This is a genomic window from Shewanella sp. TB7-MNA-CIBAN-0143 (assembly GCF_040310065.1).
Taxonomy (GTDB): domain Bacteria; phylum Pseudomonadota; class Gammaproteobacteria; order Enterobacterales; family Shewanellaceae; genus Shewanella.
Genome location: NZ_JBEOPL010000020.1, coordinates 43,837 through 61,601 on the forward strand (window position 1 = coordinate 43,837; position 17,765 = coordinate 61,601).

General features: G+C 40.3%; 13 protein-coding genes. 5 read left to right on the plus strand and 8 right to left on the minus strand.

Annotated features, from left to right (window positions below):
- Positions 1–25: 25 nt before the first annotated feature.
- Together AAEY97_RS16100 and AAEY97_RS16105 are read right to left on the minus strand one after the other, a co-directional pair.
- Complete coding sequence (locus AAEY97_RS16100; protein WP_182744442.1) at positions 26–949, minus strand: sensor domain-containing diguanylate cyclase; 924 nt, start codon at positions 947–949, stop codon at positions 26–28.
- On the minus strand, positions 946–1,752 hold the full coding sequence (locus AAEY97_RS16105) for an alpha/beta fold hydrolase (protein WP_192114890.1): 807 nt from the start codon (positions 1,750–1,752) through the stop codon (positions 946–948). The genes AAEY97_RS16100 and AAEY97_RS16105 overlap by 4 nt, the downstream gene beginning before the upstream one ends.
- A gap of 492 nt (positions 1,753–2,244) precedes the next feature.
- Between AAEY97_RS16105 and AAEY97_RS16110 the strand changes: the two genes are divergently transcribed.
- The 3 genes from AAEY97_RS16110 (at position 2,245) to torR (ending at position 5,641) form a co-directional block, all read left to right on the plus strand.
- Positions 2,245–3,669: a LysM peptidoglycan-binding domain-containing protein gene (locus AAEY97_RS16110; RefSeq protein ID WP_192114891.1), complete on the plus strand. Its 1,425-nt coding sequence runs from the start codon at positions 2,245–2,247 to the stop codon at positions 3,667–3,669.
- Between the two features lie 315 nt (positions 3,670–3,984).
- Positions 3,985–4,734, plus strand: coding sequence for a TorF family putative porin (locus AAEY97_RS16115; protein WP_192114892.1), 750 nt, complete (start codon positions 3,985–3,987; stop codon positions 4,732–4,734).
- A 181-nt stretch (positions 4,735–4,915) separates the two neighbouring features.
- Complete coding sequence (gene torR / locus AAEY97_RS16120; protein WP_192115164.1) at positions 4,916–5,641, plus strand: two-component system response regulator TorR; 726 nt, start codon at positions 4,916–4,918, stop codon at positions 5,639–5,641.
- Here torR and torT read toward each other — a convergent pair.
- The gene (gene torT / locus AAEY97_RS16125; protein WP_101088313.1) at positions 5,631–6,704 is read right to left on the minus strand and encodes a TMAO reductase system periplasmic protein TorT; all 1,074 of its coding nucleotides are present in this window, start codon (positions 6,702–6,704) and stop codon (positions 5,631–5,633) included. The two genes, torR and torT, sit on opposite strands and share 11 nt — an antisense overlap.
- Positions 6,705–6,772: 68 nt before the next feature.
- On the opposite strand from torT, the gene torS reads away from it, so the two are divergent.
- Complete coding sequence (gene torS / locus AAEY97_RS16130; RefSeq protein WP_192114893.1) at positions 6,773–9,823, plus strand: TMAO reductase system sensor histidine kinase/response regulator TorS; 3,051 nt, start codon at positions 6,773–6,775, stop codon at positions 9,821–9,823.
- Positions 9,824–9,963: 140 nt separating this feature from the next.
- On the opposite strand, the gene torD is transcribed toward torS, so the two are convergent.
- From torD to AAEY97_RS16155, 5 genes are all read right to left on the minus strand, one after another.
- Positions 9,964–10,605 (minus strand): molecular chaperone TorD, encoded by a 642-nt coding sequence (gene torD / locus AAEY97_RS16135; RefSeq protein ID WP_502959469.1) that lies wholly within the window; start codon positions 10,603–10,605, stop codon positions 9,964–9,966.
- Positions 10,606–10,705: 100 nt separating this feature from the next.
- Positions 10,706–13,198 carry a trimethylamine-N-oxide reductase TorA gene (torA, locus tag AAEY97_RS16140; protein WP_192114895.1) on the minus strand — a complete coding sequence of 831 codons (2,493 nt, stop codon included), beginning with the start codon at positions 13,196–13,198 and terminating at the stop codon, positions 10,706–10,708.
- A 12-nt stretch (positions 13,199–13,210) separates the two neighbouring features.
- Positions 13,211–14,389 (minus strand): pentaheme c-type cytochrome TorC, encoded by a 1,179-nt coding sequence (gene torC, locus AAEY97_RS16145; protein WP_192114896.1) that lies wholly within the window; start codon positions 14,387–14,389, stop codon positions 13,211–13,213.
- 42 nt (positions 14,390–14,431) lie between these two features.
- The gene (locus AAEY97_RS16150; RefSeq protein ID WP_101088486.1) at positions 14,432–14,602 is read right to left on the minus strand and encodes a nitrate reductase; all 171 of its coding nucleotides are present in this window, start codon (positions 14,600–14,602) and stop codon (positions 14,432–14,434) included.
- 406 nt (positions 14,603–15,008) lie between these two features.
- Positions 15,009–15,596: a response regulator transcription factor gene (locus AAEY97_RS16155; protein ID WP_192114897.1), complete on the minus strand. Its 588-nt coding sequence runs from the start codon at positions 15,594–15,596 to the stop codon at positions 15,009–15,011.
- 202 nt (positions 15,597–15,798) lie between these two features.
- On the opposite strand from AAEY97_RS16155, the gene AAEY97_RS16160 reads away from it, so the two are divergent.
- Positions 15,799–17,655: a sensor histidine kinase gene (locus tag AAEY97_RS16160; RefSeq protein ID WP_192114898.1), complete on the plus strand. Its 1,857-nt coding sequence runs from the start codon at positions 15,799–15,801 to the stop codon at positions 17,653–17,655.
- The last annotated feature ends 110 nt before the right edge of the window (positions 17,656–17,765 follow it).

Below are 17,765 nucleotides of genomic sequence, written 5' to 3' on the forward strand. Positions count from 1 at the left end.
GCTTTGTAGCGAAACTAACAGGCTCTTAATCCAAACAATAAACTTCAGTTCTATTTCTTCCAAGTGCTTTGGCTTTATACATAGCCTTATCCGCTTGAGTAAATAAATCTGTAAACAGTGTTTTATCATCACAAATACTGACCCCAATACTGACGGTTAGCACGCCGTCACCCACTTTAATTTGCGTGATGCTATCTTGGAGCCGGTTACAAAATAATAAAGTATCACTTTTGTTGGAGTCTGGTAGCAAGATCAAAAATTCTTCGCCGCCAAAGCGAGAGACAAGATCTGTTTGTCGACAAAAGTCTTTCAAAATATGCCCGAGTTCTTTCAGTACTCGATCACCCTCTAAATGACCAAAGGTGTCATTAATGATTTTAAAATGATCGACATCTAACACTAATAAACTAACAGATTGATGAGATCTAGCAGCCTGTTCAAGCGCTAACGTACAACGATATTTCATTTCTCTTCTATTTAATAGCTGCGTTAACTCGTCAGTTGAAGCAAGCAATTTTAATTTTTCAGCTTGCTCCTCAAGTTTTTTTCTTGTTTTTATTAACTCATCATAAAGTTGGTCTCTCTTGGATGCATTGAAAAAACTCCAATAAATACAGCCGTCATCGCTTAAACGAGCATTCACTGTTATCGGAATTCGTAGCCCGTCAGCATTAAAAATAATCAACTGCATTTCTTCACAAATTTGTTCGTGTAAAAGTGTTGGAATTAAATAACTTTGAAAAAATATGCGGGAAGATTGGGTAAAGATAATATCCGCATTTTTGCCTATCAGTTGCTCTGGATTCCACAATAGTTCGTCGGTAAAGTATGAGTTTACATAAATAATAATGTTGGCTGCGTTGGTGACTAACGCACCACACTGGAAACTATCTGGGGAGTGCTCAAATGTTTTATTACTTTCGATTTTACTATTTTTTGTCGTGATCATTTTGCGAATTTCATTATCGATTTTAAAATTGCTTCAGGATGAGTCATATGCAAGCAATGACCATGAGCAGCGATAATGTTAAGTTCGCTATGGGGTATTTCGCTCACAATAAACTCACCAACAGATGTTGCTGCCAGGGCATCATTTTCACTTTGTAAAATTAAACACGGTTGTGTAATCTCTTTTAGTAGATAACGATAATCAGATAAAAAAGTCGCTTCAGCAAAGTTCTTCGCAATAACCGGGTCGGTAGAACAAAAGCTGCCTGATAATTCACCAATAAGTTCATCAGAATTGGTTGTTCCCATTACTAACGGAGCTAAATAATTAGCCCAGCCAATATAATTTTTGTCCATTAGATTTAACAATTCGAGTAAGTCTTCTTTATCGAAACCGCCAAAATATTCAGGAGGAAAATTTAAAAAACAGGGTGAAGGACATACCATTACCAGCTTAGAAAATAGCTCAGGTTTTTGAATTGCAGCAATCGCACCAATAATACCGCTCACTGAATGCCCTATGAAAATAGCGTCAGTTAAGTGCAAAGCGTCACATACTTCGATTATGTCTTCTGCATATCCTTCAAGTTGACCATAACGTTTTCTACTGTATTGAGAGATATCAGAAGCACCTGAACCAACATAATCAAATAGCACAATAGTAAAATGCTTCATCAGTTCAGGGGTTACAAAACGCCACATATTTTGATCGCAACCAAACCCATGTGCGAGAACTAAGGTTTTGCTACCATTACCGATTAATTTAACATTATTTCTAACAAGAACAGCATTTGAATGAGACATGATTTTTCCATTTTTACCAGATGACCAATGATGACTACCTGCTGGATTTATTGGCTAAACAATAGAAGTTTAACGGGTAAAAGTAAAATACCAACACTATGAAAATCAAAATGAACTTTTTAATCGCCTGATCATAGTTTTTTAGGTAAACATAAATTATTAACCAGCTCGTTATGAATCACAACCAAGAGAACATAATATCTTATGTAGGCAAACCTGATTGAATCCCATTAGTTACAATAATGTTAACGTCACGATTGAAGTATACACAATGAACACTGCTATAACTATATATCCCTAAAAGGGCGTAACGTTAGCTAGTGTCGTCTGATAACGGTTTAATAAAAGCAGTTAGCACCGTGAGTTGATTAAACAGACGTTTTTAAACAGATGGATAGAACAATAAAACTAAATTACAATGTACGACTTTTGCTTTAAAAACTCACGCTATAACAAGAAAATAACGGCGTACTATCTGAGGAACACCTTTAATTGAGAGCATCAATCTTCCTTATTGCGGCAGGTTTTATCCTGTTGAGTGGTTGCCAAACTGTTGTTGTAGAAGATGCCAAAGCAGAAAAAAGTCTTGGTGGTGTGAATAAACCAACATCATTAAAAGTTCCTAAGTTGTTAGCTCGGCGCAATTATCAAGACAGCGGTGATGTATGGGAACGCATTCGATATTCAATGGATATGCCCATTCCAGATCAACAATTAGTTAACCAATATCGTGATTGGTATATTAATAATCCACAGCATCTCGAGCAGATTTCACAGCGCGCCAAGCCGTTTTTATATTTAATCGTCCAAGAGTTTGAACATCGAGATTTACCTATCGAACTGGCCTTACTCCCTATAGTAGAAAGTTCGTTTAATCCTTTTGCTTATTCCAGTGCCGACGCATCAGGCCTGTGGCAATTTACCTCACCCATGGCCAGCCATTTTGGACTAGAGATGAATTGGTGGTATGACGGCAGAAAAGATGTGCCTGCTGCAACCACCGCTGCATTAGATATGCTCGAATACTTGTATAAAAAAACCGACAACTGGTTATATGCACTAGCCGCATACAATGCTGGTGAAGGTCGCTTACGTGAGGCTATTAGATATAATGAAGCAAGAGGGCTGAGCACCGACTTTTGGTCTTTACCATTACCTAAGGAAACTCGGCAATACGTACCACAATTGCTGGCAATAGCAGATGTGATTAAACATTCTGAAAGCTACGGCATCAGTCTTAAATCCATTCCTAATAAACCACTAGTTGAAGTAATTGATGTCGGAAGCCAAATTGACATCGCAGTTGCTGCCGATCTAGCCAATATATCCATTGCTCGGTTACAAAAATTGAATCCAGGGTTTAATCGCTGGGCAACATCACCCGATGGACCGCATCAGTTGATAGTGCCAGTGAGTAAAGTCAGTGAGTTTAAACAAGCTCTTGCGGATACTGATATTAGCGCTAGAGTAAAATGGTTTAAATATCAGATTAGAGCTGGCGATAATATTAGTGTCATTGCAAAACGTCACCTTACAACGGTGTCAGAAATAAAAGCGATGAATGACATTAATGGCGATAAGATCGTTGCGGGTCAATTTTTGTATATGCCACAAGCTGCATCGGGCATAACACCCTTAGTCGAACTGGCTACAACACAAAACGCCCAAGTCTCTACACCAAAGCAAGCTGCACCAAGCAAACAGCCAAGGATTATCACAATATCTAATCAGTCAACAGTTCAAAGCGATCACACGGTAAAATATGGCGACACACTATGGAGTATTGCCAAAGTGTATAAGGTCAGTGTGGACCAAATTATCGCTTGGAACAAAATGACAGACAAAGATAAATTAACAGTAGGTAAAACCCTGCAGTTTTATCATCAACCCTTCAAACAACAGCAGAGCCAGTTGTAAGCCTGTTGTTTAAAAACTCATAAGCACAATAGCTCAAATGTTGTAAAAGTTGAGCGTTACATAAATCTGAGTATTTACCGGTTTAACCTAGTGAAGCACATCGAAATCCAGCTGTGCATATGGACACTTTTGATTATAAAAATCGATCATTCATGTTTAATAGAGCGATACACAATGCTTGAGGTCATGTTAAATCTTAGTGTTCATATTTTTTCATATTTGTTTCCGATCAGTTCATATCCAACTCAATAGCTATTCACAAGTTTTGAATATAGTCACTCTATCAATAAGAACATATATTTTAGGGTGATGAATATGAACATTAGAAAAACTCAATTAGCTCAGTCAATTTTGTTAGGCAGTCTACTTTTATCGGCGACCTCTTTTGCCAACGCTGCAGACGATGATGTCTTCGGTGGAGCCATAAGTGGTAAATTAACCTTTGCTTCAGATTATGTTTTCCGTGGCGAATCAGAAACAATGGATGCAGAAGTACCAGTGGTACAAGGTACCCTAGGTTGGGGCAATGATCTGGGTTGGTATGCTGGTGTATTTGCATCCAATATCAAATTTGCAGACCCCAATTTAGAAATTGTTACTGCACCTTATATTGGTAAAGCAGGCGAGTTTGGCAATAGTGGTATCAGTTACGACGTCATGATTTTTTCTTACCTGTATCCAGGTGCCTCATATTCAAATTATACCGAACTGTGGATTAAAGTCGGTAAGCAATTTGGTCATGCAAATGTGCAGTTAGAAGTGACTCCAACAATCGATGATTGGTTTGGTGTAGAGGGCTGGCAAGGTGTTAACTATGCCGTTCATCCGAGTTATCAGTTTGACAATGGTTTATACGTTTCAGCAAGTATCGGCTACCAAGACTTAGATGGTCATGGTGCAGAAGGTTGGGGGCACTGGAATTTGGGTGTGAGTAAAGCCTATGCCGGAATCAATTTTGATGTTCGTTATCATGGCAGTACCATGGATAGCGATCATAAGGTCTATGGCACTCAAACAAAAATCTTTGATGACCGAGTGGTTGTTGGCATCAGCAAAAGTTTCTAAATTGATAATATAATCTTTTTTATTATTGGACCTGATTCTACGCATTCCCATTGTGTGACTCAGGTCGTTTTTTATAAACTATTTTGCTAGCTGTCACTCATTCCTGACAAATCTTTATAGGCAAATATGAAAAGTTATGAATAATAACGGCCATTATTAGCAACACTATCTGGATAGGATGATGGCACATACTGGTTTAACAAATACGGTACTCGTCGTTGACGATGAAGCCGTGATCCGCGCTCGATTAAAAGGTTATTTTGAGCGTGATGGTTATCGTGTACTTGAAGCTGGAGACGGCGAACAGATGTGGCAACAGTTTACAAATCAACATATCGATTTGGTGATGTTAGATATTAACTTACCCGGTACCGATGGTTTGAGCTTGGCGCGTGAACTAAGAAGTCGTTCGGACGTTGGCATTATATTAGTCACTGGTCGTGATGAAACCATTGATAAAATCGTTGGCCTTGAGATGGGTGCTGATGATTATGTGACTAAGCCATTTGAATTAAGAGAACTATTGGTAAGAGTTAAAAATTTGTTGTGGCGAATTTCATTAGTTAAAAAAGCACAACAAGAAGTTGTAGAACAATTTGAACAGTGTGACGATATCATTGCGTTCGATAAATATACTCTTGAGTTAAACAGCCGAAAACTGAGTCGTGGTGACGAGGTGATAAAGCTGACTAAAGCAGAGTTCGAATTACTTACCGCCTTTGCATTGCATCCACAGCAAGTACTATCACGTGAGCGGCTAATGCAGCAAACAAGCCATCGTAATGAAGATGTAAATGATAGAACCATTGATGTCATTATTCGCCGTTTACGAAACAAACTACAGGCAGACCTGTTTGTAACGGTTCATGGAGAAGGCTATTTGTTTGCGACAAAGGTTAAAGATTAGTTTTTGTCGTCACGCGATAAATGGGGTAAAAGTCTGCAGGGGCTAAGCTGTTGTTAAACAAATTGAGTTGCACAGCTCCTTGTTCTAACGCCTGTATTTGTGGGCCAATATCCCCAAATGAGTGTGCCCCCTCCAGTAGTTTTACCGCAATATCTATTGCCAATTTACCTTGTAACACCACTTGATCATCACTACTGAAAGCCACTTTATTGCGATAAAGTCCGCGCAAGGTCGCTGGCGATAAATAGCTGCTCACAAGTTTTACTTGGCCAGCTAATCGTTTATGTTGCAATGTTCCTATTGCTGCTTCAATAGCAACGGCACTGCCTAGAATATAACTAGGAACATGATCATTAAGTAGATTATGAAGTTGGTCACGATAAAGGTCACGATTATTATCGGTATGACGAATTGACGAAACCACAATAGGACTATCGGCAATAGCATCTTGAATACCGAGCTCAACCCAATCGCTGCCGCCAACACTTTCTGGGCCGGTGAGTAGAGCGAGTGTTACTGGAGACGATGGCGGTAAATTTTTTACAGCTTTGGCGATAAAGTGGCCAGCTTTCCAGCCCATTTGATACCAATTGACGCCTACACGAGTTGTTATAATGGGGTTATCGAGTCTATTCACTAACGCTATGATGGGTTTATTAATTAGCCCCGGATATTGATCAAGTAAATTGGGGGCCACAGCACCGAGTAAGATGGCATCGAACGGTTGATTAAGGCAGTATTCAAGTTGTTTTAGTTGTTGCTCTTTTCTGTAATAGCTACCAGCTTCAAATAATTCTAAATTAATGCCTAATTGGCTGGCTTTTGACACCAAACCATAATCAATGCCGATCCAATAAGCGTCTTTAAGGTGAGGTACTAAGGCACAGATTCGCCAAGCCTTTTTGGCCGAGGTCAGTTGATTATATTGTATTGATTTTACTGTTTGAATTTTGGCATTAAAGGGCGTGCGCTGCTGTAATGTCCAGCTAGAATCGGATGTTGCTTCAGCAAGTAATGGTATTGTCCCTAAGCAAGCTATGAGCAAATAAATAAGTCGGCGCATTATATTGTCTCGATTAAGGTTTCTAAACAGAACACTAAAAAATTTTCGTAATTATAACATTTTAAGGAATGACTGTGAGCACTTTATCACTATCAGGCAAGAGCTTAGTGGGTCGCCTTATGTTGGCATTCTGTCTGCTCGGATTGTTATTGTTAATGTTAGTTAGCCTTGGCAGCATTTCGCTTTATTGGGTAAAGCTGGCTGACCAGTATCTATATGAAGAGGCGTTACCTGCATCTGAGGCTGCAAGGCAATTGATGCAGTCTTCTAATGGCTTGCTCGACAATGCCCAAGCGCTTGAACGAGTGGAAGAAGAGGCTCAACGCGCTTTCCTTGGGCGTAAGTTATCACTGGAAAGCACTAATTTGCTTTCTGCTATTGAACGACTCAATTCGTTAAATCTACAAAATCATGGTGTTAATAAAGATCAGCATTTAGCTTTATTAGCTGGCGAAATTATCCATGACTTATCGGTATTCGGCCGCCAAGTGGGTAAACGTTTAGTGTTGGCGGCGCAATTGATTAATAAAGGAGCCGCACTGGCGGAAGCGGCCAGTAACAGTGGTGTTTTACTTGAAGCAGAACAAGCAGTGGTCGATTCAACCATTCTGGCCAAGTTGAGTTTAGCTTACCCTCAAGTGGTTGGCGCTGAACAAAGTGCCAAACTTTTGGACTCCATCATAGAGCAAGACTTGGATGTCCGTGAACGTTTAAATCGAGCTTTGGGATTGATCCATCACATTGAGTTAGTAGGGCAGTTATTACAGTCTCCAGACCAACAACTCGGATTAAATAACGTACTCAACAGTATGGCTCGAGTACTGTCTCCAACGACTTATACCATTAATTCTACTCGCGATAACTCACAAAGCGGCAACGAAATACCGAGCCCTTACACAGGTTCAGGAACGAGTGGGCAAATTGATTTAATGCCTCTAGAATTACTTAAAGGCTTAATTCGAGATCCGGTTAGGGCAACAGAGCTTGAGCACCAATTGATAATGTTAAGGGAGGTGAATGTTGGCTTAAGTTTGCAGCAGCAATATGCGCAATTGCTAACAAAACAAAATGCGCAACTGTTAACGCTGACGGATAAATTAGGCCAACTGAATAAGTCAGTCGATAGTGCAATGAAAGCACAACAGCTACAGGCAGAACATGCCCGAAGTAATTTTTTACAGCAATTACTGTGGGCTAAGTCAGGGCTGTGGGCGACAGGTATTTTGATGTTAATCATTATGCTGTTGGTGGTTTATCGGGTTATTTATAAAGGCATCGCTTTACGCCTAAGTGAAGCAACTGCTGCATTATCTCAATTAAGTCAGGGCAATACCGAAGTGGTACTGGATCCTCACGGAGACGATGAACTCACCGCGATGGCTTCTGCCATTGAAGCTTTTAAACAAAAAACCGCGCACAATCAAGCACTGCAATCTGAATTACAACAAACGGCATCAGAATTATTTGCCCATAAAGCCTCACTTGAAAGTACCGTGCAGGCACGTACACTCGAACTGGCTGAAACCAACCGTCAACTAGACGCTGAAGCAAAAGGGCATTCGACGGCTAGAGTGATGGCAGAACAAGCTAACAAGGCAAAATCGCTATTTTTAGCGACCATGAGCCATGAAATCCGTACTCCGCTAAATGGTCTTTTAGGCACCCTGACTTTACTGAGTCACTCGCCATTACCTCCAGCACAAAAACAAATGTTGGCATTATCGCAATACAGCGGCACCTTACTGCAAAATGTACTTAATGATATTTTGGACTTTTCCCGTTTGGAGCAAGGTAAATTAACTAACGAACCACGGGCTGTTGCGCTTAATGAGCTGCTCGATGAAGTGATGGCAATCATGTTAGCTGGTGCGGGATTGTCAGGTATCTCGTTATATTTAGTTCGCGGTAATTTACCTAAATGGATAACGGTAGATGGCCCCAAATTGCGCCAAGTGTTGTTTAATTTGCTCGGCAATGCCATTAAATTCACTCCAGCAGGAGAGGTTACATTACGGGTAAATGTGGTCGAGAAACAATTAACCTTTGAAGTGGCAGATACTGGCGTTGGTATCAGTGAAAAGGCCATGGATCAATTGTTTATCGCCTATGGTGTACAGCCTAATCAAGGCAGAACCAGAGGCACAGGACTTGGGCTCGCTATTTGTAAAGAATTAGTCTCGTTAATGAATGAGGCTAACACTGCCAATGATTCTATTCGGGTGAGTAGTAAAGTGGGTGAGGGTTCCAGCTTTGGTTTTAGTTTACCATTACACATTTGTGAACAAACGTATGAGGTTATCAGTGCAGAGTTACCTAAAGTTGATTCTAAATGTGTACTCGTTATCGAAGACAACAAAGTGAATTCCATGGTGGCCCAAGGGTTTTTAGCATATCTTGGACATCATTCCGTACTGGCTGATAGTTGTGCGCAAGCAAGAGCGTTGTTTAACGTCGATAGTGCGTTGAAGTTTGACGGCATTATGCTTGATATTCAATTAGGCGATGGCTCTGGTATTGAGTTATTACTTGAGTTGAAGCGTATTGCTAACGCAGCCCAAAAAGACATCAGCATAGCCGCATTTACGGCACAAATTCAACATGATGACATAAACGAGTATCAAACAGCAGGCTTCGATGACGTATTAGCCAAACCGCTTAATATGAAGTTTTTAGCCAATTGGATTGGTGATGCGAGTGACAAGTCAGCAATCAACAGCGACAACACGAATAAGTTAACCAAGATGGATAAACACAAAGGCTTTACACAAACGACCATAGATCAAAAAGTATCTGTTTGTAATGAAGACAATCTGGCTTTACTCGATGAAAAGCAAATTAATGAAGACTTACAATATCTTGGTACAGAAGCTGTTAAAGAGATGTTAGCGCTATTTAAAGTCAGTAGTACACAACACATCAATGCACTGGCAGCTTTACCTGCAGATAGGCCAAAAGTGTTACACGCACTTAAAGGCAGTGGTGCCAGCATTGGCTTTATTCAGTTGAGTCAGTTGTGCAAACAATTAGAAAAAGATGGCATTAGTGATGATTCATATTTGTTGCTTAAGCAAGTGTGGCAAGCATCTATTAAGGCACTTGAGTTGAAGCTTCCTGTCTAAGCTTTTGTAAATTAGGGATATAAAATATAGTTGAGTGTGTATAATCCTCACTCTATTTATCCTAAGCTCAAACATTACATATAAAAACACCGATCTTGCTCGGTGTTTTTATATGGGGGGTTAATGATATAGATATCCTGTTACTGAGCACCTTTTAGTCCTACACAATCGCTTTCAACCCAAGCCAGAGTGAGGTGAGCAATGGCTGAATAAAACTTACCGGTATCCACAGAGGTAAGCCTATCTACAAAACGGGGTAACCAAGCGTGGAGATATTGCCTAATAAAGCTGAGCTGAGTGTTATCGTCACAAGCACACGCTTGGTGAGCGACATAAGCCAAAATAACGGCAATATGGTCAGACGGTTCAGGAAATTCACTTTGAACCGTTAATTGGCTTTGTTTTAGATATGTTTGCATTTGCTGATGCTGTTCACCAAATAAGAGTATGTCGTCCTTGGCAACTGCATTATCGTTAAGATATAAACTGGCATAAGGGCTGGCGCTATGCTTTGTACCTACTAAAAATAGGCCACAATAATCGGCAGCAAGCTCTAATAAAGCATGATCAGTATTGACGCTGTTAAGGGTTGAATTAAGCACTGAGTTTATGGTTTCAATGTCTTGACTCAATAACGGGTCACTGGCCAATTGAGCAAAGAATGCCTGAGCCTGACTTGCAGTGAGCTCTTGTAATAGCTGTTGATCTAGCTCTTTTGCAAACAGTGATGAGAGCAGCTTATACACCATCGAACGACCCTGGTTCATTGGCGTGTTATACAATATCTTGTCATTCATCTATGTTATCTCCTGAGCCTATTATGGCCGTTAACTTAAGCGCCAAGAATTAAATCGCTTGGCGCACAGTGATAATGCTTACACGTTATAGCTGCGTTTCTATTGGGCCACTAAAAGAACTGACGTCAGGTAACTTACCTTGATACTTTTCGAAATCGACCAAGCAAGTGTATGCGGAGCAAGCCTGGGCAAGCTTTGATGTACCAATATCTTGCGTTAACGTATTTGGGTCACCATAGCTGCACAACGCCCCAATTTCACTACCGCCTTGTTTAGACCCATCTTTACCGACTGGGCCATACCAAGCCCCTTCATGAATTCGGATAACCCCACTAGGGAAGCTGTCGGATACCACTGCACCCGCTAACAGTTGACCTCGGTCGTTAAACACACGAACAACATCGCCATCTTTAATGCCGCGCTGTTTTGCATCGGTAGGATTCAAGTACACGGGTTCACGACCTTGTACCGTATAGGTTTCCCGATATTGCTGCGACTCACACATTTGTGAATGTAAGCGTTTATCTGGGTGGCAAGATTGCATCCACATTGGGTATTTATCTGAACCAGGACCACCATGGCTGCGCTCTGACTTTTCTATCCAAGTAGGATGGCCAGGACAGTCATCGTAATTGAATTGGGCGATTTTACGGCTGAAAATTTCAATCAAGCCCGATGGTGTACCCAATGGATTCATTTCAGGATCATCCCTAAAGTCGGCATGGCGAGTCCAAGGTAGGCCTTCACCAAAATGTACATAACCTTGTTTCCAGAACGTGTCGAAATTTGGCATATCGAACTTACCGGCATTATCGGCTTTACAGTCGTTATAAAGTTTCTTAATCCAGTCAAATTCAGACATGCCACGGGTATATTCTGTCTCTTTACCCATTATTTTGGCAAAGCGGGTAAAGATATCAAAATCAGACAAGCTATCAAATAATGGTTCAACCATTTTTTGCATCGCTAAAACACCACGGTTAGCGTAGCTGCCATAAACGTCAATGTCATTACGTTCAAATGTAGTACAAGCAGGTAAAACGATGTCTGAGAAACGGCACGTTGCTGTCCAGTTAATGTCGACAGTGACCACACATTCAAGCTTTTGAAATGCTTGCTTCATCTTATTTCTATCTTGGTGATGACTCCATGGATTATTACCTGAAAATACCATCATCTTAATATCAGGATAAGTGACCTTAGCCCCGTTGGCATCGATGGTTTTACCCGGTTCTAAAATGGCATCAATCCAACGTGCAATCGGAATGGTGCTACTCGCGCCTTTAAAATCATTACTGTCGAATAATGGCTTTTGGCCTTCATCAAGATTACGAGGAAACGCGCCCGGTGCAGCTGCGCCCGATGAAGGAACGCCAATACTTGAGTAATGATGGCCATAGCTGATACCACCACCAGGTAAACCAATTTGGCCAATCATAGTGGCAAGTACAGCTGCCATCCAATAAGGTTGTTCACCGTGTTGTTGACGTTGAATACACCAACCCATCATGATTTGAGTACGACCTTTGGTCATCACTTTAGCTAAATCACGTATAATTTCAGGGCTAACACCAGTAATTTTACTGGCCCACTCTGGTGTTTTAGCTACGTTATCTGACTCGCCTAAAATATAAGGTACGAATCTGTCAAACCCTAAGCTGTAGCCCTCAATAAATTTTTCATCGTGTAACTTACTGGTGATCATTTCATGGGCAATACCTAGCATTAACGCAACGTCAGTTTGTGGGTTGACGTAAAGTTGCTCACAGCCTAAGTATTTTTGGGTTTTAGTGACCACTGGGTCGATACTGATCACTCGGATCTTACCTTGTTTTACTTTTTCTTTAAGCTCCGCTAGATAAGCGAACGATTCATGGGTTTCGGCATTCCAACCCACTTGCAGGTTTTTATAGGGATCATTTGACCACAAAATGATGGTTTTAGATTGCTCAAGGATTAACGGCCATGAAGTACCTTGGGCATAAACTTCAGTAGAACCTAAAATATAAGGCAAAATAGTCTGGCCAGCACCCGTTGAGTAGTCACCAATTTTTTTGACAAAATTACCGTGCATACCAACAGCGCGTTGCATGTGACTGGTACTTGAATGCAGTTGTCCAGTGGCGCGCCAGCCAGTTTGACCCGCGTGCAGTCCTGATGGGCCATATTGAGTTTGCACCTCATCAAGTGAATCTTTAAACAGGGTCAATGCTTTGTCCCAAGTGACACGGACAAAGCGAAAATCACCGCGTTGACTGGTGTCGCTTTTATGACCTTTCAATAAAAAGTCTAAGCGTACCATAGGGTAGCGAACCCGTGATGGGTTGTAGACTAAGCCTTTAACGCCATTGATCATATCGGTAGGGTATTTGTCCAACTCAAATGGAATCACCTGGTCAATCACGCCATTCTTACGTTTCATTTTGAATGCACCAAAGTGCGAACCGGTAGTTAACCAGTCGTCACCTGCTTTAGTGCTTGCAGCTGCAAGGGCATTGAATGGCGCCAACACTGATGTACTGCTTAGTCCAACATAAGAAGTCGCCACTAAGCCTTTAAGAAAATGTCTTCTGTTCATGATGATGTCCTATTAATGCGCCGACTTATTGAAAGTAGATGAATGCTCTTGTAAGTACTTTTGTACAAGCGCTTGAGTGTCTTGGTCCATGTTGACGAATGCAATCATGCCTTTAAACATTCCAGGCCAACTGTTAGCGTCAAAGTGTGCTTCTGCTGGTTGGGTATGACACACGCTACAACTGCTGGTATAAGTGGTGCGGGCATAATCCCAAAGTGGCTGTAAATCACTTACTAGGTAGTCTGCATCGGTCCAAATTTTGGCTTCAACACGTTGCCATGTTAATCCGGTCATTGGGTCTTCTTTTTGTTGAAAGACATTCATTACACCTTCTTCTAGCGCAGCATCTTTTGATAACTGAGCCGACAGAATGTTAAGACCAAAATCGAAATAGATAACACGACCAGCACCAATTTTTTTACGCCAACCTTTAATACCAACTTGTACACGACTGCCATTGGTTTCAAGTACCGTCACTTTAGTGGCAATGTTTAACGTACCAGCTTCAACATCTGTTTTTTGATTAAAATAAAGGGGTTTAGTCAAGGCGGTAAAATATTGAGCACCAACCACAAGACCGGTTTCGCCAGATCCGACTTGTGCAATGAGTTCTGGTGCACGGGAAGTGCCCATGTCAGGAAGTTTGTGAGCAATACCTTTATGGCAATCAACACAGCTCTGGTCTATCTCTGCTGCACGCTTCATTTGTTTTTGCGCCAACTTTGACATGTCATCCCATTTCATCGAGTCATAGTTATGGCAGTTTTTACACGCTAAAGAGTTATCACGGTCGAAGCGTTTCCACTCACGGCTAGCCATCTCTAGACGTTTTGATTCAAATTTTTCCTCAGTATTAACGGTTTGCATCAACCAGCCCCACATATCATGTGATGCTTCAATCTTGCGACCAATTTTACGACTCCAGTTATGCGGCACGTGACAATCAGGGCAAGTGGCCCGAACGCCAGAGTGATTAGACCAATGCACAGTTTGCTGTAGCTCTTGGTAGGGCTTGCTTTCCATACTGTGACAGCTAATACAGAACTCTTCAGTGTTGGTCATTTCCAGTGCGGTATTGAAACCACCCCAGAATATAATCCCCATTAAAAAAGCTGATAGGCTAATTGTGCCTAAAGTAAGATATTTGGCAGGCTGATTTAGCGTCCGCCAGGTATTAATAAACCATTTCATAACAGCATCCTTTATAAGATTGACTCATAATTTGTTTGAGGATTAGTGCGCAACAACGCCACCAAATGCTTGGATCATCCAAATGACAAAACCGTACGCACTAATGCTGGTTACGGTGATAATGGGAAAAAATAAAAAAATGATAAATCCAAGAGCTTTCAGCTCCTTAGACTTAACATTACTTTTGGGGTCTACTACGTTTTTTGTTGTCATAGCTTGCTCACTTAAAAAATTATCTTTGCTGATGACAGCTATATTAGATAATAATTGTTAATGGCACTCAGACCGTGGATGAATGAACGTAGACAATATATGAAAGATTATGAACAGACTGAGTGAGAGGTAATTTGCGGAGAGGATTTAACAATAAACTGCTTTATAAAATCAAGTTCAGAGAGTTTTCAATCGAGGGTCACGAAAAGATGTAGTACCTAACGATATAAAGTGAAGTGCCCAAAGCAGACTTAATAGCCGTTTGTACCATTCTAGAGTGGGATTCATATCCAGGAAGGTATTTATACAAAAGATAACACAAAAAATTTCGTTGCAATTATAGCGTGAAATTATCGGGGCTACGGGCAGTGCAAAAACAATTTAACACAGCATAAGTTAATAAAAACTAGGCTAATAAAGGGCTGAACTTTGCCAATTCAGCAGCATTATGTACGGCTAGTTTCTTAATGATTTTAGAACGATGTACCTCAATAGTGCGCAGAGAAAGGTATAATTCGTCGGCCATTTGTTTGTTGGTTTTGCCTTCTATTAATAGATGTAATACTTGGATTTCACGTTCTGTTAAGGTGTTATATCGTTGTTTCAGAAGAATAGATTCAAACATTTTATGGCTACACGTAAAGGCTTTTTCTATAGCAACAACCAGTTCTTTCCCGTTAACGGGTTTTTGAAAAAAATCACAAGCACCTTGTCTAAATGCATTTACCGCCATCGGCAGATCACCGTGACCCGTTAAAAAGAGGATGCCTAACGGACTGTTAGCGGCAATTAATTTTTGTTGTAGTTCTTGGCCAGTAATTTCTGGCATTTTGCTGTCCACGATAAGACAACCTGGCTGGGTAGTATCAATGGTGTTAATAAACGAAATGGCACTATTGAAAACCTGTAAGTTGTATTCATATTGCAATAGCATAAATTGCATAGAATCAAGAATTGCTAGGTCATCATCCACCATATAAATATCTTTAATCATATGTAGTATCGATTTATTAAATGTTAATACAGTGTAATCATTGTTGGTTGTGGATCAAGTTGTTCGGTTGCTTTTGTGCTGTGTGCATCTGTTTTGTTAATTAAGTTGCACTACACTGAGTTTGTTGCATAAAAACGGATTACTTTGTTTATTAACTAAGTACCGATTAACTAAATGTTGTCAGATGGCTAAAAGGTTACGGATGCGAATTGAAACTTTGCTGATTGGAGCACTTTCATTAACTCTTGCTGGATATTTAACTCAAGCAAGTGCGCAGCCTATAACACCTGATGCGGTCATTGAAAAACCCATTACGACTCAAGCTCATGCTGAAGTACATTACCGAGTTGCAGTGCTTGCAAATTATGGTGTGGCTAAAAGTATTGAACGCTGGCAGCCATTAATGGACTATTTAAGCCAAAATGTTGCCAATGCCAGCTTTGAGGTTGTGCCTTTAAATTTTGTTAGGATGAATGAGCAACTGCTTAATGGGCAAGTTCAGTTTGTTGTTACCAATCCTGGACATTACTTCAACATGAGCGATGATTTTCCTATTTCATGGCTCGCGACTATGAAAAGTGATAAGCATCAGGGGAATACTTTCGCAATAGGTGCAACCATCGTTGTTCGCAAGGATAGTCAATTTTACACAATAGATGATCTTATGAGTCATTCTGTCGTAGCAAGTGATCCTAATGCATTAGGAGGCTATCAAGCCGCTATAGGTCTTCTTCAAGACAAAGGTTTCCCAACTTACAATTTTTTCTCTAAAGTCACCTTTCTCGGTTTTCCGTTGGAGCCATTAATTTATCAAGTTCGAGATAGTAATGCTGATATTGCTATCACCCCATTTTGTACTTTAGAACAAATGATTGAAGAAGGTTACATCAAGGCTGATGACTTTAGAGTGATTAATGATGTTACGCCTGCTGGTTATGATTGTGCTGTTAGTACACCGTTATATCCTAATTGGTCATTTGCCTCATCAGATGATGTTCCACTTGTCGTAAGAACGGATATCACCAGAGCATTACTGTCGATTAGTGCTACTCATCCGGTTTCGATAATTGGGCAAAATCGCGGCTGGGCAGCACCTATTAGTCAATTTAAAGTCATTAAACTGTTTAAAGATTTGGATTTAGAATCAAATAAAGTGCCAATATACTTACAAGTTTGGCTGTGGATTAAATTAAACCAGCAATGGGCATTTGGTTTTGTAGCGCTATTTATCGTGGCAACCATCTACCATTTATGGCTTGAATATCGGTTTAGACAAGAAAGTGAAAACTTATTACATTCAGAACGGCAATTAAAGATAAAAGCCCTGCAGTTAGAGCGTTTACAAAGTGCAGCAATCCTAGGTGAGATTGGTGCTGGCTTAGCTCACGAGTTAAATCAGCCTATTGCTGCCATTACGCAATATAGCGAAGGCGGCATGATTGAGCAGGCTAAAAGTATTGGAATAAATTCGATTCAATATCAGCTGTTAGAGAAAATACAGCAACAATCAATTAGAGCTGGAGAAATTGTACATAGGATACGAAGTTTGCTTCAAAGGAAAGATGCAGAAAACACAGAATTTGATGTACAAGAACAATTAACAACCTGTATAGAATTGCTTGAACATGAATTAAAAAGTCACAATATTACGCTTAGTTATACACCTGCTGATACTGAAATAAAAATAATCGGTGATAAGGTAGGTTTTTGCCAAGTGCTGATAAATGTTTTAAAAAATGCTGTAGATGCTATGCCTAAAAAGCATCATTGTTCTCCTCAAATAAATCGAATTTTAATTAACTTACAGGTCGTCAATCAGACATTGAAATTGGCCATTTATGATAATGGCACTGGTTTAAGCTGTTCAGCCGATGAATTCAAAACCACTTTTTTTACAACAAAAGAAAACGGCTTAGGTCTTGGTTTAGCCATTTGTCACGATGTGATTACACAGTTTGGCGGCAATATTAGCTTATCTAAATGCGTAGATGATACTGAAGCACCTTGGGTAGCGGGATGTAGAGTGTCGATTGTTATTCCCTTAATAACCATATTGTAATATATATCAAACCAACGACTCACTGATAACGTGTATTTGAGAGCTGAAACCGTGATATTAATCATATGATTAATATCAATGTGGTTTACCACAATACCCTTAAAATACTT

Bases quoted from the DNA above. Each gene is read 5' to 3' on its own strand.
- torT (WP_101088313.1), bottom strand. From the start codon at position 6,704: ATGCGCCGACTTATTTATTTGCTCATAGCTTGCTTAGGGACAATACCA.
- AAEY97_RS16150 (WP_101088486.1), bottom strand. From the start codon at position 14,602: ATGACAACAAAAAACGTAGTAGACCCCAAAAGTAATGTTAAGTCTAAG.
- torS (WP_192114893.1), top strand. From the start codon at position 6,773: ATGACTGTGAGCACTTTATCACTATCAGGCAAGAGCTTAGTGGGTCGC.
- torR (WP_192115164.1), top strand. From the start codon at position 4,916: ATGGCACATACTGGTTTAACAAATACGGTACTCGTCGTTGACGATGAA.
- torA (WP_192114895.1), bottom strand. From the start codon at position 13,198: ATGAACAGAAGACATTTTCTTAAAGGCTTAGTGGCGACTTCTTATGTT.
- AAEY97_RS16100 (WP_182744442.1), bottom strand. From the start codon at position 949: ATGATCACGACAAAAAATAGTAAAATCGAAAGTAATAAAACATTTGAG.
- AAEY97_RS16155 (WP_192114897.1), bottom strand. From the start codon at position 15,596: ATGATTAAAGATATTTATATGGTGGATGATGACCTAGCAATTCTTGAT.
- AAEY97_RS16160 (WP_192114898.1), top strand. From the start codon at position 15,799: ATGCGAATTGAAACTTTGCTGATTGGAGCACTTTCATTAACTCTTGCT.
- torC (WP_192114896.1), bottom strand. From the start codon at position 14,389: ATGAAATGGTTTATTAATACCTGGCGGACGCTAAATCAGCCTGCCAAA.
- AAEY97_RS16105 (WP_192114890.1), bottom strand. From the start codon at position 1,752: ATGTCTCATTCAAATGCTGTTCTTGTTAGAAATAATGTTAAATTAATC.
- AAEY97_RS16115 (WP_192114892.1), top strand. From the start codon at position 3,985: ATGAACATTAGAAAAACTCAATTAGCTCAGTCAATTTTGTTAGGCAGT.